Origin of the sequence: uncultured Desulfovibrio sp., from assembly GCF_949282365.1 — a bacterium.
Taxonomy (GTDB): domain Bacteria; phylum Desulfobacterota; class Desulfovibrionia; order Desulfovibrionales; family Desulfovibrionaceae; genus Desulfovibrio.
Genome location: NZ_CASDOY010000014.1, coordinates 1 through 20433 on the forward strand (window position 1 = coordinate 1; position 20433 = coordinate 20433).

Here is a 20433-nt window from a genome sequence, read left to right on the forward strand (position 1 = left end):
TAGGCAGCGGCGCGCTGGCGCGCCCCTGCGGCGGGCCCGTGCCCCCCGCACCGCCGGGCTGGAGCTGGGAGGCGCTCATGCGTCTGGCCCTGGACGAGGCGCGGCAGGCCGCCCGCGAAGGCGAGGTGCCCGTGGGCGCGGTGCTGGCGGCGGCGGACGGCCGTCTGCTGGCCCGCGCCCACAACCGGCCCGTGGCCCTGCACGATCCCACGGCCCATGCCGAGATGCTGGCCCTGCGCGCCGCCGGGGCCGCCTGCGGCAATTACCGTCTGGGCGGCGGCGTGCTGGTGGTGACCCTGGAGCCCTGCGCCATGTGCGCCGCGGCCCTGGTCCATGCCCGCCTGGCCGGGGTGGTCTACGGCGCGGCCGACGCTCTGGCCGGGGCCGTGACCTCCTGCGTGGAGACCCTGGACCAGCCCTTTTTCAATCACCGGGTCTGGCACATGGGCGGCGTGCTGGCCCGGGAAAGCGTGGCCCTGCTGCGTGATTTCTTTGCCGGACGGCGGGACTGACCCGCCATAGTTGGGCGACCCCGCCCCTTCATGGGACGACGATGCTGGAACTCATCGCTTTCGCGTGCGGCGCGCTGGTCATGGTGCTGGAGATGACGGGCGCGCGGGTGCTGGCCCCGCATGTGGGCACCTCGGCCGTGGTCTGGACCAGCCTCATCGGCGTGGTGCTGGCCTGTCTGGCCGCGGGGGCCTGGCTGGGGGGCCGCCTGGCCGACCGCCACCTTTCCCGGCGCGGCCTGGGCCGCATCCTGCTGGCGGCCGCCCTGGGCAGCGCCCTGGCCGCCGGCACGCACCGCCTGGCCAGCGCGGCCCTGTGCGCCCTCATCGACGACATCCATCTGGCCGCCGTGGCCTGCGCCCTGGGCATCCTGGCCCTGCCGGCCCTGTGCTGCGGCATGATCAGCCCGTACGTCATCCGCCTGCGCATCAGCGACGTGGCCACCTCCGGGGCCACGGTGGGGCGACTGTACGCCCTGTCCACGGCGGGCAGCATCGTGGGCACCTTCCTGGGCGGTTTCGTGCTCATCTCCTTCTTTTCCAGCAGCCTCATCCTCTGGGGCGTGGCCCTGGGGCTGCTGCTGCTCTCCCTGCTGGCCGACCGCTCCCGGCCCGGGCTCCGGCTGGGCCTGCTGCTCCTGCTGCTCCTGCTGGCCGTCTGGGACAGGCACTGCCGCCTGACGGACGGCCCCCTGATGGTGGAGAGCCCCTACAACTGCATCCTGATCCACGAGAGCCGCGACCGGGGCCGGCCGGTGCGCATCCTGTCCACGGATCCGGGCTACAGCCAGTCCGGCATGTATCTGGACGATCCCGACGAGCTCTATTTCGACTATACCCGCTTCTACGCGCTGGCCGTGCTGGCCCGGCCGCAGGCCCGGGACCTGCTCCTGCTGGGCGGGGGCGGCGGCTCGGTGCCCAAGTGGCTGCTTTCCGGCAAGAGCGGCCTGCCCGTGGCCGGTCTGCGCCTGACCGTGGTGGAGCTGGACCCCGCCATGACGCGGGTGGCCCGGCGCTGGTTCCAGCTGCCCGCGGAGGAGCCGGGCCTGCGCCTGATCCATGCCGATGCCCGCGCCTTCCTCAACCGGCAGCGCGGGCAGTACGACATCCTGCTGGTGGACGTCTTCAACTCCTGCTATTCCATCCCTTTCCACCTGACCACACAGGAGGCCTTCGCCGTCATGCGCCGGGCCCTGCGGCCCGACGGCGTGCTGGCCATGAACGTCATCGCCGCCGTGGAGGGCCGGGACGGCCGTCTGCTGCGCGCCGTCTGCGCCGGCCTGCGGCGGCATTTCGCCCGGGTGGAGGTCTTTTGCGTCACCAGCCCCTGGCATCCCGGGAAGCTGCAGAACCTCATGGTGCTGGCCTTCTGCGACGCGGCCACGGCATCGGCCCTGCGCGACGGGCCGCTCTGCTCCCCGCAGACGGCCGCCATGCTGGCCTGCCGCTATACGCGGCCCCTGCCGGAGGCCGAGCCCCTGCGCGACGATTTCGCGCCGGTGGAGCGCTACGCCCTTTCGCTGCTGCGCTGAGGGCGGCCGCCAGACTTGCCGTTTATGGGCGAAATGCGTAGATTGTACGCCGTGGAGGTCCGGCGGCGCGCCGGGCAGATCCGTTTTACTCTAACCGTGCATGTCCCGCAGATGCGCGTTGCAAGGGAAGGCAGTTTTGAGCGAATCCATCGACGACCTCACCGTGGAATATGAGGAGAATGGCCAGATCATCCTCAAGGAGCTGGGCAAGATCGTCCTGAGCAAGGGCGCCTGGACCACCATCCTTTTCCGCTATCAGGAGTGGAAGCCCCAGACCGCCTCGTACGGTCCCGACAAGTATGTGATCCGTCGCTACAAGAAGATGGGCGGCGAATACCGGCAGCAGAGCAAGTTCACCATTTCCAGCGCCGACCAGGCGCGCAAGATAGTGGACGCCCTGCAGACCTGGATCGGCGAGGCCGAACAGGAAAAATAGCCGGACCCGCCCGTCAGGACAGGCGGTGTCCGGGCGACGGCAAAAGGGGCGCGGCGCAGACCGCGCCCCTTTTGCGTCCGGCGGATGTGCCGGGGAAAGAAAAGGACCGCCGGGGATGGCGGTCCTTGATGCGGACGGGCAGCGGGGGGAACGTCCCGTCCCTGCGGGGGCGGAAGGAAGGGCGGGCGATGCCCGCGTCCTAATGACTATAGATCATTGACGGATCAGGACAATACTTTTTTGCGGGACTATACAGTTTGATACATGTAAAGGGGGCTGCAGTGGTCTGCCCACTGTCAAAGGCCTGCGCGGAGGGACGGCTCATTCATGCCGCAATGCATCCGGGCAGTCATGGTCCGGGGCGGCACGGCACGTTTTTGACGTGAAAAGTCTTCGTCACGCGGCAGGAGAGCCTGCGTATCATGCGGCAGGCCATGCGGCCAGCGCATGCCGGACGGCGTTTCCCGCGCTCACAGCGGGATCAGTCCTTGACAGTCCGATTCCCCCGGATGCATTGTTATAGAACAATGCGGCTTGTTTTGGTTCTGCGGATTTCCCCATTCGTCGCCGGAGAGCGGGGCTTCCAGACAGGGACCCGGCCGCGGGGCACATATCCTGAAGAGCCACGGCCATGACGAACAGCAATGGGTTTCAACTGTCCAACCTGCGATACTGGCGCGAGCTGAAGGTACTGGCGGAGCGCGCCTCAAGGGATGTGCTTTCGGGACTGCTGAATCGCGAGACGGCCACAAACTACATTGAGCAATGCCTGAAGCACATGCATCCCGGGGATGTCTGCGCCCTGTTCATCATCGATCTCGACAACTTCAAGCAGGTGAACGACACCCTGGGGCATCAGGCCGGGGATCAGGTCATTCGACTGGCGGCGCGGGCGCTTTCGGGCTGTTTCCGGGCCACGGATATCGTGGGGCGCCTCGGTGGGGACGAATTTTTCGCCCTGCTTGCCGGCAGTATCACGGAAGAGACGGCGCGGGAGAAGGCGCGCGCGGTGTGCGAGGCCCTGCAGTTCTCCATCGGGGCGAACCCCACCCTGCACCTGAGCGCCAGCGTGGGCGTCTATATCGCCACCGGCGAGAAAAAGGAATTTGAAAAGCTCTACGAGCGGGCGGACGCCGCGCTGTACGAGGCCAAGGCCGAGGGGCGCAACCGCTATCACATCAGCGTCGGGGCGTCGCAGGACATGCCGCGCCAGGATGCGGCGGTCATGCCGCATGCGCCGCTGCAGCTGAGCATGCTGCTGGAACACATGGAAGAAGGCGTGGCGCTGCTGGAAGTCGGAGAGACGGTGGACGTGGTCTATGCCAGCCCTTCGCTTGCCCGCATGATGGGGGCGGATGCCCCGGAATTTCTCCTGCCGTGCCGTCTTGCGGATTTCGGGGGCATACATCCTGACGACGTACCAGAATATGAGCGGCGGCTGCGGGACGCACTGGCCGGGGGCAAGGCGCTGGAATACGAGTATCGCTTCGCCCGGGACGGCGGCTGGCGCTGGTGCCGGGCGCGGGTGACGCGCGCGCCCTTGCCGGATGGCAGGCAGGTGATGCTGGCTCTGGTGCGGGACATCTCCGTCTCGCGCAAGAACGAAGATGCCCTCCTTGAGGACAGCGAGCTGCTCAAGCTGGCCTTGGAGCGCGGCTCGCGCGTGTTGTGGGAAGTGGACGTGGCTTCCCGCTGCTTCCGGTTGTACAATGGCAAACGGCACATGCGCCGCACGGGTGCCCGGGTAAAGGATTTTCCGGATAGCCTGATAGAACGGGGCTGGGTACACCCGGATTCCGTGGCACGATTCCGCAATTTTGCCGAAGCCATGCTGGGCGGCAGGCCCGCCGGGGGCGGGGCCTTCATCTTGCGGCACAAGATGAGCCGCCGTTACGGCTGGTTCTCCCTCTCCTACCGCACCCTCCCCGACAGGGACAGGCGCTCGCCCAAGATCGTGGGCATAGCCGAGCCCCTGAGCGGCGGTCTTTCAGCGGGCATCTCCGGCAAGGACCGGCTCTGGGAGGCCTTGCGACCCAACCTTTTCTGCTACATCCGGGCGGACCTGACGGCCGACAGCGTGGAGGACCTGTGGACGGAAGGGCACATGCTCACCGGACAGATCCGCGGTACGAGCTGCCGCGAATTGCTGGAGCGGGAGAGGAAACGCCTTTTCTCCCGGGGGGACAGGAAGGAATTCCTTTCGGTCTTTGGACGGGAGGCACTGCTGGAGGCCTTCGCGCAGGGGCGAGAGTGGGTGACCAGGGAATATCGCCGCGTGGATGCGGGCGGTATGGTGCGCTGGCTCTCCTATACGGCGCATCTGTCTCGGCATCTGCTGACCGGCAACGTGCAGGCCTTTGGCTTTTTGCAGGACACGGAGCGCAGGCACGCGCGGGAAGCGGCCCTGGCCAGCAGCTCGCGGGATCTGCCCGTGCACGGCATCTACAGCCGGGACATGGCGAAAAGGCTGGCGGAAAACGCGCTGGAAAACGGCGGCTCTCCGCTGCACATGCTGGCGCTGGTGCGGGTGTTCGGCCTTACAGGGTCGGAGGGAGAACGCAAGCGCGGCTTCATCACCATGGCCCTCGCCCTGCTCCTGGGCTCGGACTGCGTCATCGGCGAACTCGGCGAGGACGCCTTCACCGTCTTTCGGCCGGACGCCGCGCCCAAGATGGTGACCAGACAGCGTATGGACGAGGCGTTCGCCTTCGTGCGGCAGACACTTTCTGGCGGCGGCCTCGACGTGGCGCCGCGCTTCGTGGCGGCGGTGGCCTGCGCGGACCTCGGCGGCACGGATTACGAAGGGCTGCTCGGGAGGGCGGAGCGCTGCTGCGCCGCCTGGGAGAGCGCGGCCGCAGATTCCGTGATCTTCATTGATGAGGTGCCCGTACCCGAGGGACCGTCCGCAGCGCCCGAGGAGCGCCCGGGATCCGCTGGCAGTCTGCCGGAAGCACTCTCGGCAACGCCCCTGGTCACTTCGGAAAGCCCCCTTTCCGGCGAGGAGAAGGACGTGGCGCTCGCCTGCCTGGACGCACTGCTCATGGACGATTCGCCGGACGTGGCCATGGCCGAGGTCCTGCGCCGCGTGGGGCTGTATTATCAGGCCGACAGGACCTATACCCTTTCCCTTGCTGAGGACGGGCGTACCGTGCGGGCCGGTCACGAATGGGTGGCCGAGGGGCACTACAGCCTGAAGAAGCATGTTTCCGGCATGCCACTGGACAGGCTGCCCCTGTTGCGGCGCTGCCTGCGCGAGAACGTGCCCTTCCACCTGCAGCGCAGGCCGGAATCCCTTTCCGGAGAGAGCTGGAGCTATGTGGTCTTTCCCCTGGCTCCGGCCGGAGGCGGGCCGGACGGGCTGCTATGCGTGGAAAATCCGCGGCGCAGCATGCGCGACGACGCCTTGCCCGGCATACTGCTGCCGCACATCGAGCGGGCGCTGCGTCTTTCCGGCGCGGCGGGCCCGGGCCGGGTCTCGGCGCAGCTGGACACGCTCACCGGGCTCCAGAACCTGCGCGCCTACATGGACAAGGTCTGCACGCTCAATTCCGACCTTTACAGCGCCATGGGCGCGTTCATCCTCGACATCCCGCGTCTCGTGGACATCGGCAACCGGCACGGCCGGGGGCAGATCTCGCGTCTCCTCCTCCATCTTGCCGAAACGCTGGGTACGGTCTTCGGCCGCAAGTGGCTGTTCCGCACCCGCAGCGACGAGTTCGTGGCCCTGTGCCCCAACTCCACGCAGGACGTGTTCCTGGGCAGGGTGCTGCGGGCGCAGTCCATGCTCCAGCGACGCCATCCCGGGCAGCTGCGTTTCGGCTACACTTGGGCTGAAGGGCTCTTCTCCGGTGATAAACTGGTCAAGGAAGCGCGTACCGTCATGCTCTGCGGCCAGCTCGAGGCCTCGGCCGGCGGCGCGGCTCAGCCCGCTCTGGGCCTGCGAGGGCCGGGCATGGCGGGCACGGGCGGGCTGGAGACCTTCACCATCTTCCTGCAGCCCAAGGTGGACATGCGCACGGGCGTCCTTGTGGGCGCGGAAGCGTTGGTGCGCGGTCTGGACGGTTCGGGCCGGGTCATAGAGCCTGCGCGCTTCATCGAGGCCATGGAAAGAAGCGGGGCCATCCGCGATTTGGATTTGCATGTGCTGGACATGAGCCTTGCCGCCATGGACGAGTGGCGGCGCAGAGACTGGAAGCTGGTGCCCGTTTCCGTGAACTTTTCCCGTGCGACGCTGTTCAGCGCGTCCGCACCGGGCTCGGTGCTGGCCCTGCTCAGCCGCTACCCCCTGCTCCCCCCGAAGCTTGTGGAGATCGAGATCTCCGAGAACCTGGGCGATGTGGAGAACAGTACGCTTGAACGGGCCATGGCCGGTTTTCGTCCTTTCGGCCTGCGTTTCAGCCTGGACGATTTCGGCACGCGCTACGCCAACCTCTCGCTATTTACCTCCGTGGCTTTCGATTCCGTGAAGCTCGACAGGAGCCTTATCCACAATCTGGCGCACAACAGCATGAACCGGACGCTTGTGGGCGATCTCGTGCGTCTGTGCGAGGCACGGGGCATGGCCTGCGTGGCTGAAGGCGTGGAGAACAGGGCGCAGGTGGAGGCCCTGCTGGCCGAAGGCTGCGTGCTCGGCCAGGGCTTCCACTACGGCCGCCCCATGGCCATTGAGGATTTTGAAAGAACATATCTGGGCCCGGATACGGGCCAGGAAGGAGTTGCCCCATGACAGCCAAAGACATGAGCGTGCCCGGGCCGGAACGGCAGGATGCCCTGCCCCTGATCGTGGGGATGGGGGCCTCGGCGGGAGGCCTGGAGGCCCTCCAGCAGTTTTTTGCCTGCATGCCCGACAACAGCGGGCTCGCCTTCGTGGTCATCCAGCACCTTTCGCCGGATTACAAGAGCCTGATGGCCGAGATCCTGGGCAAGTACACCACCATGATGGTGCTGCAGGCGGAAAACGGCATGGAGGTGGAGCCGAACACCGTCTATCTCATCCCGCCCAAGAAGAACATGACGCTGAAAGACGGCAGGCTCCAGCTCACCGATTATGCCCACGGCGCCATCAACCATCCCATAGACATTTTCTTTTCCTCCCTTGCGGAGGAAAGACGGGAACTTTCCCTGGCTGTGGTCTTTTCCGGTACCGGTTCGGACGGGACGAGCGGCATCAAGTCCATCAAGGAACACGGCGGGCTCGTGCTGGTGCAGGAGCCGAAGAGCGCCAAGTTCGACGGCATGCCCCGGAGCGCCATCAACACCGGCATCGCGGACTTCATCCTGCCTCCGCGCGAGCTGGCCGAGGAGATCCTCAATTTCTCCAATTATCCGGTGCTGTCCGTCGTTTCCGAGGACGCCCCCTTCCCCGCAGATAACGAGGACATCCTCGCCCACATCTACATGCTGCTCAAGCAGGTCAGCGGCGTGGACTTTACGCACTACAAGCGCAACACCGTGCTGCGGCGCATCGAGCGGCGCATGGTGGTCACCCACTGCCCCACGCCCGCCCGCTTCGTCCGTCTGCTGGAAGAGAACAGGAACGAGGCCAGCCTGCTGGTCAAGGACATCCTCATCGGCGTGACCAAGTTTTTCCGCGACGCGGAATTTTTTGAAAAGCTGAAGTATTCCGCCATCTACAGCATCGTGGAGCACAGCGACGAGTCCGAGCCCATCCGCGTGTGGAGCGCGGGCTGCTCCACCGGCGAGGAAGCCTATTCCCTGGCCATACTCTTTCACGAGGTACTGGAGGAAAAGCGCCTGCGCCGCGACATCAAGATCTTCGCCACGGACGTGGACACCAAGGCCATCGAACAGGCGGGCAGGGGGCTGTTCCCGGAAAGCATCACCGACGACGTGTCTTCCGAACGGCTGGCCAAATACTTCATCAAGCGGAACGAACAGTATCAGATTTCCAAGGAAATCAGAAAGATGATTATCTTCGCGCCGCACAACATGCTCTCCGATCCGCCCTTCGGCAAACTGGAACTCATCTGCTGCCGCAATGTGCTCATCTATTTCCAGCCCGTGCTGCAAAAGGGGCTGTTCGCCATCTTCCATGCTGCGCTCAAGAACGGGGGCTATCTCTTCCTCGGCAAGAGCGAGACCGCCAGCGAGTACAGCAAGGTCTTCACCCCCCTGTCCATCGCGGAAAAGATCTATGTGCACAGGAGCGACGGCAAGATGGACGATCTCATGCCACCGGTGTTCAACATCCCCAAGATACAGACCACCATGCCCAGCGCCTCGAGCCTGGCCCAGCGCGAGGAGAGCAATTTCGCGCTGGAAAGCATCTACACCCGCTTCTTGGAAAGGTTCCTGCCCGCCTCCGTCATCCTCGACGAGCAGAACAACGTCATCCATTTCTTCGGCAATTATTCGGATTATCTGAATATCGCCGTGGGCAAGGCCACGTTCAACTTTTTCTCTCTCGTCAACAAGGACATCAATCTGGTCTCCTCCACGGCCATCAACCGCTGCCGTGTGGAACGCTGCGCCGTCACTTATACCGGCATCTCCGTGGATACGCCCGCGGGGCGCAGGATGATCGACCTTTCCGTGCAGCCCATCCTGGATTCCTCGTCCATCCATACCGGCCTGCTGGCCATCCTCTTCGTGGAGCAGCGTTCCCTGCCCCTGGAAGGCCTGACTGAAAAGTACGACATCAACACCACCGCCGCCCAGCGCATCACCGACCTGGAACACGAGCTGCAAGTCTCCCAGAACGAGCTGCGTTCCACCATCGGCGAGCTGGAGACCGTCAACGAGGAACTGCAGGCCGCCAACGAGGAACTGCTGACCGCCAACGAAGAGCTGCAGAGTTCCAATGAGGAACTGCAGTCCGTCAATGAGGAACTCTATACCGTCAACTCCGAGTTCCAGCAGAAGCTCGACGAGTTGACCATGATGACCAACGATCTGTCCAACTTCCTGTCCTCCACCATGATCGGCATCCTCTTCGTGGACAGCAGGCTCAACATCCGCAAGTTCACGGAGTATATCGGCCGGGAATTCCAGCTTGTCAGCCAGGACGTGGACAGGCCCATCCAGATCTTCGCGCACAGCTTCCCGGAAGAGGACATCGTCAAGGATGCCCAGAACGTGCTCAAGACCCTGGCGCCCATCGACAGGGAAGTCACCGGCATGAACGGACGCTTCTATACCATGCGCATAGCTCCTTACCGGACCACGGAGAACAACATCCGCGGCCTGGTTATCACCGTCATCGACAGCCTGGGCGCGGGCCGGGAGCGCGACGTGCAGGCGGCGGAGGCCGGGGCCGGGAGCCAGAAGGCATAGCCCCGCGCAAAGGAGGGCCTGCCGGGCAGCTCATCGTCCTGTTTCCGGCGGGGCGTCGCAGATGCGGGACAGCGGTCTTGTCTGCAGTCCGTGGACGGTTGCAAAGCATGCGGCCCATTCCCCTTGACGGGAGTAGGCCCGCTTTTTGCGCTGGAGGAGGTGTGCCGGCAGGACCAGAGGGCGGGACGTCCCGCGGCGGGCGAAGGAGGCTGTGACCGGCAAAAGGGAACGGCAGGCTGTCCGCAATGCGGGGCAGCCTGCCGTAAATATGGTGGGCCCACCAGGACTTGAACCTGGGACCTGCCGGTTATGAGCCGGAGGCTCTACCAACTGAGCTATAGGCCCGTGAGGGAAGCGAACTATAGCCGGAAGGTCGCGTCGCGGTCAAGCCCTTCCGGGGACGGGACCGGCTCCTGCCGCCCGCCGGAGTGATCCGGGCAAAGGAAAACAGGTCCCCCGCATCAGGCGCGGCCGGCGGCACCAGCGATCAGGCGGCGGATTTTCCTGTCATGCCATCGCCGCAGGGCGCGGCCGGCGGCACCAGTACGCGGGCCATGGCGCTGGTGCAGGGAGCCCCGGGGCAGCGCCGGAAGCTGTCCCGCGGCTTCCGCCACAGCCCCGTGAGAACGCTTCGGGGCTGCCCGCACAGCACGGACAGCCCCGAAAAAAGGGGAGCGGAGCGCACCGGGCCTACATGGCGCCGCCGGCGTCCAGCTTGCTGATCTGTTCGTCCATGGCCTTTTGCAGGGGCGCGGGCAGGCCCATGATGTCCACGTTGAGGAAGCCGCGCACGATGGTGGAGGTGGCTTCGTCCTCGTCCAGGCCGCGGGCCATGAGGTATTCGATCTCTTCCTGGGCGATCTTGCCCACGGCGGCTTCGTGGGAGAGCTCCACGCCGTCGCGGCAGCTGTCCAGTTCGGGGATGGCGTGCACGCGGCCGCCGCCCACGATGAGGCCCTTGCATTCCAGGTGGCCCTTGACCGGCGTGGCCGAAGCGCCGATGAAGCCGCGGTTGATGATGGTGCCGCCGGTGGTCAGGGTACGGGAGATGATCTCGCCGCGGGTGTGGGGCGCGTTGAGGTGGATGGCGCTGCCGCTGTCCACATGGGAGCCCGTGGGCGTCACGATGACCGAATTGAAGGTGGCCACGGCCCCTTCGCCGTTCAGGTCGATGCGCGGATAGGATTCCAGGCTGCCCACGCTCTTGAGCAGGATGTAGTTGTTCTGGAACACGCCCCCGGCTTCCACCACGCCCGCCGAGCGCGGCCGCACGGTGGTGGAGTCGCCCCAGTTGTGGATCATGGTGAAGGTCAGCTTGCCGCCCTTTTCCACATAGTATTCGGTGATGCCCAGGTGGGCGGCGTCGTTGCTGTGCTGGGAGGTGGCGCAGCCGCCCAGGATGTTGAGCTCGGCGCCTTCTTCCACCACCACGATGTTGTGCACGGCCTGCCCGGCGGCATTGCCCTTGATGAACATGCAGGACTGCACGGGCTGGCTGATCTTCACGCCCTTGCGGGCGCGCACGAAATAGCCGCCGTTGAGGCGCTCGTGGGCCATGCGGGTGATCTCGTCCTTGTTGGGGTCGAGCAGTTTCCAGTAGTACTGGGGCAGGCCGTCGAACTTCTTGAGGGCCGCGCGGATGTCCATGAGATCCAGGCCTTCCTGCCGGGTGGTGCAGTGCACGTCGGCATGGTTGAGCTGCATGAAGGCGCCGCTGACCTTGGTGTCATGCACGTCGATGCCGGCCAGCACCAGCCGCTGCTGGTCTTCCTGGGGCAGGCGGGTCAGGTCGTCGATGGGCGCGGCGTTCTCGCCGCCGCTGAAGTCGAAACGGGAAAGGTCGATGCTGCTCATGCCAGGGGAGCCTCCGCGATTTTGCCGTACATGTCGCCCGCCAGACAGCGCAGGCATTCCTGGTAGCCGTGCTGGGCGATGTGGTCGAGGATGACGCGCGGGCGCGCCTCACAGCAGAGCTTGCCGTGATACATGACCTGTCCGCGGTCGGCGTTGACGTATTCCAGGATGTGGCCGGTATGGGTGATGATGAGCCCGCTGGTGGAACGCTTGCGCCCCTGCTCGCGCAGGGTGGCGCTACAGCAGTCGGGCACGCCGTCCAGCAGCTTGCGCACGGTCTTGCCCACCAGGGCCATGTTTTCCAGATCCACGCCCGATTCCGGCTCGTCGAAGAGCAGCAGGCTGGGCTGCTGGGCCATGAGCTGCAGCAGCTCGGAGCGCTTGATCTCGCCGCCGGAGAAACCGGCGTTGACATCGCGGTCGAGGAAGGCGTCGAAATGCACACGTTTGGCCATGGCGGGGATGTCCATCTCGCGGCCGCGGCCGCACAGTTCCACCATCTTGCCCGTGGGCAGGCCGTGGATGGTGGGCGGGCGCTGGAAGGACATGCCGATGCCCAGGCGGGCGCGCTCGTACATGGGCGCGTGGGTGATGTCGTGGCCCTTGAAGATGATCTTGCCCCGGGTCACCTCATAGCCGGAAAAGCCCATCAGCGTCATGAGCAGGGTGGTCTTGCCGGAGCCGTTGGGGCCGAACAGGATAAAGGTTTCGCCCGCTTCCACCTTCAGGTCGATGCCCTTGAGCACCGGCGTGCCGTGGACGGAAACGTGCAGGTCTTGGATTTCAAGCATTGCTTCCCTCAATTATGCCGGAAGAGCGGTCCCTTGCGGGAGCCCGGCGGGCTTACTGGTCCTGGGGCTCGGTTTCGCCCAGATATTCCATGACGTCGTAGTGCACATGATCCAGCACATGGGTCAGGTAGGAGACACATTCGTCGCCCACGGCGTGGCTCAGCAGGTCCACGATGAAGGCCGCGCGCTTGGCGTTGACCAGGGCGGTATGGCCGGGATCGCCGTCGTCGGGGATGGCGCTGACGGTCTCGTGGAAGGCCAGCAGGTCGTCCTCGGTCAGGTGTTTGATGGGCTGGGGCTCGTCGTTGATGTGGGGGATGCCTTCCCGCAGTTCCAGCATGACGGGAGTGCCGTGCATGATCGCGATGCAGACTTGCATGATAGTGTTACCTCGCTATGAAGTTGGGGGCATAGTGGCAAACTTGGGGGGCCATGTCCAGAGGCTCTCCCGGGGCGGAACGCTTGCTCGCGACGGGCCGGCGGTCCCGTGCCTTCCGCAGTAGAAGATGGGGACGCGACGGCAAAAGGCAAGGGGCGGGCCTGATTTTGGCCGGGCTGCGGCGCGGGCGGCGGGCAAAAAAAAGGCCGGGGCAGGGCCCCGGCCTGAAGCGGCGGATGCTGGCTAGCTCAGCTGGGAGATAAGGGTCTCCTTGATGGAGTCGATGGAGCCTTCGCCGTTGAGTTCGATGTACTTGGTCTTGCCTTCGGCAGCCAGGTTCTTGAAGAAGTAGGCCGCGGCCAGGGTGCCGTTCTCGGTGTTGTAGTAGATGTCGTGGCGCTTGTTGATGGCGGCTTCGTCCTGGTCGTCGGAACGGGTGGAGAGCTCACCGCCACAGACGCGGCACTTGTCGCCGTTGGGCTTGATGGCGTCGATGAAGATGTTGTTGGGATGGTTGTTGTTTTCCTTGCACAGGCGACGGCCCATGATGCGGTTCTTGGCGATCTCGCGGGGCAGGAGGATCTCGATGACGTAATCCAGCTGCAGCCCTTCGGCCTGCAGGGCTTCCCACAGTTTCTGGGCCTGCACCATGTTGCGGGGGAAGCCGTCCAGCAGCCAGCCGTCCTTGCCCTTGGTCTTCAGGGTCTCCAGCACCATGGGGATGGTGATGTCGTCGGGCACCAGGTCGCCGCGGTCGATGTATTCCTTGGCCTTCTTGCCCAGTTCGGTACCGCCGCCGATGTGTTCGCGGAAGATGGCGCCGGATTCGATGTGCGCAAGATTGTATTTGGCTTTGACCAGATTGCCCTGGGTGCCCTTGCCGCTGCCGTTGGGACCAAAGATGAGGATGTTCATGGCGCTTCTCCTTATGACGGACCGTTGTTGGATTGTGCAAAAAAGAACAGATACGGCATCTCTACCCTTTGCGGTCCATTCTGTCAACGGGGCCGGGAAAGTGCAAGGCCTTTTCGCCGGAAAAGTGCGTGTGCCCGCGCCGGGGGGCCTTAGTGAAAGAGGTTCCAGGTGCCTTCCACCACGCCGCCCAGGAGCTCGAAGATGCCGTGGGTCAGGCTGGTGACGGCGTAGAGGATGGCCGTCCCGGCGCTGACCGAGACCTTGGGATCATGGAGCTTGCCGGTCACGCGCACGGGGAATTCCTGCATGCGGTCGTTCTTGACGAAAAGGTTGCAGTCCAGCTCGTCCTTGTTGAAGTCGATGCGGCCGCCGCCGCGCACGCGCATCTCGTCGTTCTGGAAAAAGAGGTTGCTGCTGCGGGCCACGCCCCCCTGCATGTTGCCCGAGGCGCTGAGGCGGCGGAAGTTCTCGGCCCTGGAGTAGCGGCCGTTCCTGTCCTTGCTGCGGTAGCTGCCGTCGATGACGGCCACGCCCCAGGTGCCGGAAAGGGCGGCGGGCATCTGGCCCGGGCCGGTCAGGTGGGCGCTCATCTCCGATTCCACCGAGGCCAGGCCGCGCAGGTCGCGCTTGTCGTCGCGGTCGCGGCTGATGCCGTCCAGGCGGACGTTGAGGGCCCGTGCCCTGGAGGTATAGCTCAGGCCCCGGTCGAAGTGGAAATCGCCCGAGGCCCGCAGCCGCGAACCGTAGAAGGCGCCTTCCAGGGCGGGGATGGCCAGGTGCCCGTCCCTGAGGCTGAAACGGGTCGTCATCTGCTGGATCTGCAGGCGCATGAAGCGCACCTTGTCCACATCCAGGGTCCCCTGGGCGCTGATGCCCTTCATGAAGCGCAGGTCCCAGGGCGCGCCCGTGGCCTTGATCCGCCCCTTGCTGCGGACCTGCTCGGGAAAGAGCTCCGCCAGCAGGCGGTCGATGTCGAAGACGGCACTGTGCAGGCGCAGGTCCAGCTGCGGCACGTCGCCCTTCCAGCTGAGGCCGGCATCGCCGTCCAGCTGCTGCCAGCCCAGGGTGCAGCGCAGGTCCTTGAGCTTGAGGCTGTCCGTGCCGCCGGAGGCCGCGCCCTTGAGCTGCAGGCTGTTGAGGGAGGCGGGCAGGGCGGCCGGTGCCGTGCCCCGGATCAGGCGCAGGCTGTTTTTCAGGTCCCGGCAGGCAAGGTCCAGATCGCCGTTCCAGACCAGGCCGCCACGGCCGGAGCCCACGTCCAGGTCGCCCCGGATCTGGACGCCCAGGACCGAGGCGGTCATTTTTTTGAGCTTCAGGCCGCCGGGGCCCGCGCAGCTGGAATTGCCGGCGGCCTCCAGATCCAGGCCCCGGGGCAGGAAGTCCTTGCCCCTGGGCGCAAGGTGCAGGCGCAGGGAGCCGGGCAGGTCCTGCCAGGCCACGAATTCCCGGCCGCCGAACCAGACCAGGCCGTCCAGGCTCTGGTCCAGTTTCAGGTCCGCGCTTTCCAGCGCGGCGGTCCAGCGGCCGGTGAAACCGGCCCTGGCCGGGGTGGGGCGCAGGTCCCGCCGGGCGGTCTGCAGGTCGAGGCGCAGGGAGAGCGCGTCGAAGGGCAGCTCCGCCTGCCTGCCCGCGGGCAGGGCCCCCTTGCTGCCCCTGGCCGTGACGCTGCCGCGCATGCTCTTCAGGAACAGGTCCAGATCCGCGCCCCGGCTGGTGATGGCCGCCTGGGCGGACAGGGTGCCGCGCCGGACGGGGAGCAGGTCGAAATCCCGGACCAGCTTGCCGCCGTGGACCTTGTCCAGACGCAGGTCGATGTCGAAGGTGGGCATCTCGTCGGGCCCGCCGATGGCGCAGCGGCCCTTGAGGCGGCCGTCGTAAAAATCGCCGCTGGCCCGGATCACGGCCGTGCCGTTGCCCGCCTTGTCTGGCGTGCCGGGCTCGATGACCACATGCGCGCCGCCGATGTCCACGGGGCCGTAATGCACCGTGCGGGCATTGAGGCGGATGTCATAGCCGATATGCAGGTCCGTGGCCGGATCGGGAGGCGGCAGGGGCGTGGAACGGGAGGCCCGCAGGCTGGTCAGGGGGCCGTGCGGGAAGTAGACCTGCAGCGGCAGGGTGCCCACGGCCTCGGGGATGGCCCGGCCCAGCACCACCTCCGGCGCGGTCAGGTCCAGCGCCACCACAGGTTCCGCCCAGCGGGCCACGCCGCCGGAGCCGGTGAAGCGCGCGCCCGAGGAATGGGCCACGATGTGGGGCACGCGCAGGCCCTCGGCGTCCATCTCGAATTCCAGCAGGCTGTCGGTGATGTTGTCCAGGGCCATCTGCAGGCCCGGGGCCAGACCGCGCGCGAAGCCCAGCCAGCGCGTCAGGCTCAGGCGGTGGGCCTGCAGGCTGCCGTTGAGCACCGGGCCGCGCTGCCGGTCCAGGAGCAGGCTGCCGTCCAGCGTGGCGCTGTCCTCGCCCAGTTCCAGCAGGATGCGCTCCAGACGGATGGGCGGCTGCGTCCCGCCCGCGACGGGCGGCACGGGCCGGGGAGCGTCCTCGGCTTGCGCGGACGGGGCCAGATCCCGTGCGTCCTGCGTGGCGTCAGGGGCCGGGGACGGGGCCAGGGCCGGGGACACGGGCAGGTCGGGAGATGCCGGGGCCGCGGCGCCTGTCGCGGCCAGATCTTCGGGAGCGGGCAGGAAGACCTCGCGCAGCATGCGCCGCACCGAGGCCTGGGGGGCGTTCCTGTCCTGGCTGAGCCGTCCGGCCACGGCGAAGGGGATGGGCTCGTCGTCCTGCATGAGATCGCCCCGCAGCTCATGGTCCAGCTGCCAGCCGGAGGCCGTGGCCGTGAGATCCAGCCTGGCGCGGAGCCTGGGCAGGTGCGGGGGCAGATGCAGCAGGGTGGCGAGGCGCAGGCGGGGCGTATCGCTCAGGAAGTGGAGCGGGCGGCTGCGGCCTTCCAGGGACAAATTCTCCAGATCGAGGAAGGGCACGGCCGTTCCGGCGGCCAGATTGCGGATCATGCCGGCCTGCAGCCGGCCGCGCACGTCCTGGAGGCCGCGCAGATGCAGCACGCAGGACAGATTGCCCACGCGCAGGGCGGAGCCGTCCCCGGCCTGCAGGGAGAGGTTGCCCTGTTCCACCTCCAGCTGGAGGCTGCCGGGCAGCAGGGCGGCCAGCCGCGCCGCGGGATCGCCGTCCGGCGCCGCGCCGGACGGGGCGTCTGCCAGGCGGCGCAGGTCCAGCGTAGGCAGGGGCAGGACGCCGGAAAGCACGGGGTTCTGCAGGGCAAGGTATTCCAGTTCCAGACGGCCCCGGAGCAGGGCCGTCAGCCGGGGACGCAGGCGGACCGTGCGCACGCTGGCGTTCAGGTCCCTGCCGCGCACGCGTACGTCCTCGGCCCGGATGGCCGGGGGCAGCCAGGACAGGCCCACGGACCGGACCTGCAGCTCCAGGCCCGTGCGCCGGGTGACGTCTTCCAGCAGATAGTGGGTGATGGCCACGGAATCGTGCTGCACATAGAGCATGCCCGCCCCGGCCAGCAGCACCATGCCCAGCAGCAGGGCTGCCAGACAACGGAGCAAACGGCGCGGACGGCGGGAGGATTCAGGCATGGCGGGAAGGCTGCTTGACGATGAAAAAGGGCAAGGCTAGGTTACGGACGCTGCGTTGGGGCAGGGGCCGCATGCCGGGCGCTCCGGCCCGGGGAACAAAAGACCGTTTCGCGCCGGAGCGGAAACGGCCGGGAAAGCTAACGGCTGCTGTCCATGTGCAGGTCCAGCGCCGGATCGACGGCCGGGGTGCGTGCCGGGGCCTGTCTGGCCGCGGGCGCTTCGAAGCTCAGGTGCAGCAGCGGGTCCTGCGCCGCCGGTGTGGCCTGGACGGCCGTTTCGGCCAGTTCGGGGGCAGGGCAGCCCAGGGCGTCCAGCCGGGCTTCCATGGCGCGCAGCAGCACGCGCATCTGGGCGTGCTCGTCGCGCAGGGCGCGGTTCAGGCGCTCCTGGGTGCGCAGCATGTAGAACTGGACGGCAAGCATGCCGAGAAAACAGAGAAAAATGAAGAGCATCAGGGAAAACATGGGAGCGGCCTCGCGGGTATTCTGGCGGCCGTCGCCCCCATGTTCCCGGGGCTGGCCGCAGCTCCGCTTATATACATTCGGACGCGCCAGGGCAAGATGCCGCAAGGAAGGAAAATGGCAACAGCGAAGATCGAACCGCATATGGTCATGGCCGATGCCCAGGGCAACATTTATGACGATCCCGACCTGCTCATGGTCTGCCGTCGCGGCGAGGAGTGGGGCACGCCCCGTCCTGACGAGCTCATGCCCCTGCCCGAGGAGAGCGAGCTCTTCCTCCTGCCCGGCCGCCGCGCCGTGGGCCTGGATCCCGGGACCGGCGAGATCGAAAGCACCGACGACCTGGCCGTGGCCGCTTTCGCCGCACCGGCGCACACGCTTTCCGCCCATCCGGCCTATGCCAGCGATGCCGACGCCCCCCTGCTGCCCCTGTTCGCCTACGGCGCCGTGGGCTTCGCCAGGGGCCGCTTCTACATCTGCGCCCGCAAGGTGGATGCCGACCAGCGCCAGGAATTCCGCCACATCCCGCGTTCCCGCATCGAAAAGAACGTGCGCGCCCTGCTGCGCCAGTTCCCCAAAAACCGGCTGGTGCGCCACATCCTCGAAGACTGCGTCATGAAGTATGACTGCCCGGCGGCCCGCAATTTCGCCCTGGGCCGCTTCGAGGCGCCCCTGCCCAGCTCGCGCACCTGCAATGCCCGCTGCGTGGGCTGCATCTCCGAGCAGGACAGGGACTCTCCCGTCAACGTGACGCCCCAGTGCCGCCTGACTTTCACGCCCACGCCCGAGGAGCTGGTGGAGGTCATGAGCTTCCATGCCGGGCGCGAGACGAAAACGCCCGTCTATTCCTTCGGCCAGGGCTGCGAGGGCGATCCGCTCATGAATCCCGACCTGCTGGTGGAGAGCGTGCGCCTGTTCCGCAGCCGTGGCGGCGCGGGCACGGTCAACTGCAATACCAACGCCTCGCGCACCGAAGCCGTGGAACGGCTGGCGCAGGCCGGGCTCTCCAGCATCCGCGTCAGCCTCAACAGCGCCCGGCCCGAAGTCTATGAACGCTATTACCGGCCGCACGGCTACAGCTTCGACGATGTGCGCCGCTCCATCGCCGTGGCCCGGCAGAACGGCCTCTGGGTCTCGCTGAACCTGCTCTTCTTCCCCGGCGTCACCGACAGCGAAAGCGAATTGGAAGCCCTGGCCCGGCTGGTGGGCGAGAACGGCGTGAGCATGATCCAGTGGCGCAACCTCAATATCGACCCGGAATGGTACCTGGGCCTCATGCGCGGTATCGACCACGGGCCGGTCATGGGCCTCGGCCTGTTCATGAAGCGCTTGAAAAAACTCTGCCCCTGGCTGCGCTACGGGTATTTCAACCCCTATGTGGGCGAAAAGGCCGAGCTTGCGGCCCCCCTGCCCGGACAGTGGCAGATGCCCGACCTCTCCGTGGCCGACGCCCCTCTGGCCGGGCCCGTCACGGAAACCGCGGACGGGGACGCGGAAGCGGAAGGATAGTTCGTTGTTGCGGGAGGGAGGCTTTGTGGGGCCCGGTGGAGGAGGCGCTGTTGGAAAAGCGTCCCCTTCCCCGGGTCCCCTCTCCCCGTAAGATGTTTACTCTGGGGTGGGCGGCAGGCCCCCGTCTTCGGCTCGCGGGGAGCGATCCCCTCCCGCGATCGGGAAGGCGGGGCTGCGGTAGCGCGTGTCCTGTGTCTGGAGTGGAGCCGGAGCTGTCCGGGGCCATGACGGCAGGATCGCCGCCGGGACACGGCAGGGTACATGAGCAGGTGGCAGGCGTGGCCGATGCCCCCTTCATGAAGTTGAGGTGCATCCGGGAGGTGCAGGGATGCGCAGCCAGGAGAGCAGGATACATCCACGATGGAAACAAGCCGTCGCTGTCAGGCCGGCGTGTTTGTCCCTGGCGGGATGTTTTTGGGGAAAAGGAATGTTTTTAGCTGGATGCGGATATTTTTTCGTCGACGGGCGGTCTTTCGCTTGACGGACGGGACGTTCTTTTGTAGCTTCTTTTTGAAATTGAATTTCTTTTTCTAAACATCCAACAGCGGCCACGCCGCCAGGGAGTTGTCATGAGCAAAGTCCTGATCGTCTTTGGTTCCAGCACCGGCAATACCGAGGGCATCGCCCAGAAACTGCAGGAGATCATCGCCGCCGCCGGGCATGACGTCACGCTGCGAAACGCTGCCGACACGGCAGCCGCGGGCCTGGCCAAAGGCTACGACGCCGTGCTGCTGGGCTGCTCGGCCTGGGGCGAGGAAGAACTGGAACTGCAGGACGATTTCCTCCCTCTTTATGACGAGATGGAAGCCATGGAGCTTTCCGGCGTCAAACTGGCGGCCTTTGCCTCCGGCGACAGTTCCTACACGCATTTTTGCGGCGCCGTGGACGCCATCGAGGCCAGGGGCAGGGACCTGGGCGCGCAGATCGTGGCGGAGGGCCTGAAAGTGGACGGCACTGTCAGCGATGCCCCTGACGCCGTGCAGGAATTTGCGGCAGCTGTTCTGGCAGCCCTGTAAGCCGCAAGAGACCCCGGCACCCGCCGGGGCGCGTCCTGTGCCTTGCGCGGAGTCTGGCCATGGACTCCGCGCTCCTTTTCCCGCTGTCCGGCATGGCGCGCATCAGGGGGCGCCGGTCCCCGTTCCCGTCGCC

General features: G+C 66.3%; 13 protein-coding genes and 1 tRNA gene. 7 read left to right on the forward strand and 7 right to left on the reverse strand.

The features are described from left to right. Positions 1–38 precede the first annotated feature (38 nt). The 5 genes from tadA (at position 39) to Q1X76_RS04850 (ending at position 9770) form a co-directional block, all read left to right on the forward strand. Positions 39–512: a tRNA adenosine(34) deaminase TadA gene (gene tadA, locus Q1X76_RS04830; protein WP_300718425.1), complete on the forward strand. Its 474-nt coding sequence runs from the start codon at positions 39–41 to the stop codon at positions 510–512. Positions 513–553: 41 nt separating this feature from the next. After that, on the forward strand, positions 554–2041 hold the full coding sequence (locus Q1X76_RS04835; protein WP_300718397.1) for a fused MFS/spermidine synthase: 1488 nt from the start codon (positions 554–556) through the stop codon (positions 2039–2041). Between the two features lie 136 nt (positions 2042–2177). After that, complete coding sequence (locus Q1X76_RS04840) at positions 2178–2477, forward strand: hypothetical protein (protein ID WP_300718398.1); 300 nt, start codon at positions 2178–2180, stop codon at positions 2475–2477. A 631-nt stretch (positions 2478–3108) separates the two neighbouring features. After that, a complete protein-coding gene (locus tag Q1X76_RS04845; protein WP_300718399.1) occupies positions 3109–7203 on the forward strand; it encodes an EAL domain-containing protein in 4095 nt (1364 codons plus the stop codon). Further along, on the forward strand, positions 7200–9770 hold the full coding sequence (locus Q1X76_RS04850; protein ID WP_300718400.1) for a chemotaxis protein CheB: 2571 nt from the start codon (positions 7200–7202) through the stop codon (positions 9768–9770). The genes Q1X76_RS04845 and Q1X76_RS04850 overlap by 4 nt, the downstream gene beginning before the upstream one ends. A 269-nt stretch (positions 9771–10039) precedes the next feature. Here the strand turns inward: Q1X76_RS04850 and Q1X76_RS04855 are convergent. From Q1X76_RS04855 to Q1X76_RS04885, 7 genes are all read right to left on the reverse strand, one after another. Beyond that, a tRNA-Ile gene (locus Q1X76_RS04855) sits at positions 10040–10115 on the reverse strand. A gap of 345 nt (positions 10116–10460) precedes the next feature. Beyond that, a complete protein-coding gene (locus Q1X76_RS04860) occupies positions 10461–11624 on the reverse strand; it encodes a SufD family Fe-S cluster assembly protein (protein WP_300718401.1) in 1164 nt (387 codons plus the stop codon). Further along, positions 11621–12415 (reverse strand): ABC transporter ATP-binding protein, encoded by a 795-nt coding sequence (locus Q1X76_RS04865; RefSeq protein ID WP_300718402.1) that lies wholly within the window; start codon positions 12413–12415, stop codon positions 11621–11623. Before Q1X76_RS04865 ends, Q1X76_RS04860 begins: the two co-directional genes overlap by 4 nt. 52 nt (positions 12416–12467) lie before the next feature. Then, entirely contained in the window at positions 12468–12794 is a 327-nt protein-coding gene (locus tag Q1X76_RS04870; protein ID WP_300718403.1) for a hypothetical protein, read from the reverse strand. Positions 12795–13037: 243 nt separating this feature from the next. Further along, positions 13038–13709, reverse strand: a complete 672-nt coding sequence (locus Q1X76_RS04875) for an adenylate kinase (protein WP_300718404.1) — start codon at positions 13707–13709, stop codon at positions 13038–13040. A gap of 149 nt (positions 13710–13858) precedes the next feature. Next, entirely contained in the window at positions 13859–17314 is a 3456-nt protein-coding gene (locus Q1X76_RS04880; protein WP_300718405.1) for an AsmA-like C-terminal region-containing protein, read from the reverse strand. Between the two features lie 137 nt (positions 17315–17451). After that, entirely contained in the window at positions 17452–17778 is a 327-nt protein-coding gene (locus Q1X76_RS04885; RefSeq protein WP_300718406.1) for a hypothetical protein, read from the reverse strand. 114 nt (positions 17779–17892) lie between these two features. Here Q1X76_RS04885 and Q1X76_RS04890 point away from each other — a divergent pair, with 114 nt between their 5' ends. Next, positions 17893–19284 (forward strand): radical SAM protein, encoded by a 1392-nt coding sequence (locus Q1X76_RS04890; protein WP_300718408.1) that lies wholly within the window; start codon positions 17893–17895, stop codon positions 19282–19284. A gap of 569 nt (positions 19285–19853) precedes the next feature. Continuing rightward, positions 19854–20300 carry a flavodoxin gene (locus tag Q1X76_RS04895; RefSeq protein ID WP_300718409.1) on the forward strand — a complete coding sequence of 149 codons (447 nt, stop codon included), beginning with the start codon at positions 19854–19856 and terminating at the stop codon, positions 20298–20300. The last annotated feature ends 133 nt before the right edge of the window (positions 20301–20433 follow it).

Excerpts from the sequence above, each read along its gene's own strand:
- Q1X76_RS04845 (WP_300718399.1), top strand. The coding sequence starts at position 3,109 with ATGACGAACAGCAATGGGTTTCAACTGTCCAACCTGCGATACTGGCGC.
- Q1X76_RS04870 (WP_300718403.1), bottom strand. The coding sequence starts at position 12,794 with ATGCAAGTCTGCATCGCGATCATGCACGGCACTCCCGTCATGCTGGAA.
- Q1X76_RS04865 (WP_300718402.1), bottom strand. The coding sequence starts at position 12,415 with ATGCTTGAAATCCAAGACCTGCACGTTTCCGTCCACGGCACGCCGGTG.
- Q1X76_RS04880 (WP_300718405.1), bottom strand. The coding sequence starts at position 17,314 with ATGCCTGAATCCTCCCGCCGTCCGCGCCGTTTGCTCCGTTGTCTGGCA.
- Q1X76_RS04860 (WP_300718401.1), bottom strand. The coding sequence starts at position 11,624 with ATGAGCAGCATCGACCTTTCCCGTTTCGACTTCAGCGGCGGCGAGAAC.
- Q1X76_RS04890 (WP_300718408.1), top strand. The coding sequence starts at position 17,893 with ATGGCAACAGCGAAGATCGAACCGCATATGGTCATGGCCGATGCCCAG.
- Q1X76_RS04885 (WP_300718406.1), bottom strand. The coding sequence starts at position 17,778 with ATGTTTTCCCTGATGCTCTTCATTTTTCTCTGTTTTCTCGGCATGCTT.
- Q1X76_RS04835 (WP_300718397.1), top strand. The coding sequence starts at position 554 with ATGCTGGAACTCATCGCTTTCGCGTGCGGCGCGCTGGTCATGGTGCTG.
- Q1X76_RS04850 (WP_300718400.1), top strand. The coding sequence starts at position 7,200 with ATGACAGCCAAAGACATGAGCGTGCCCGGGCCGGAACGGCAGGATGCC.
- Q1X76_RS04895 (WP_300718409.1), top strand. The coding sequence starts at position 19,854 with ATGAGCAAAGTCCTGATCGTCTTTGGTTCCAGCACCGGCAATACCGAG.
- Q1X76_RS04875 (WP_300718404.1), bottom strand. The coding sequence starts at position 13,709 with ATGAACATCCTCATCTTTGGTCCCAACGGCAGCGGCAAGGGCACCCAG.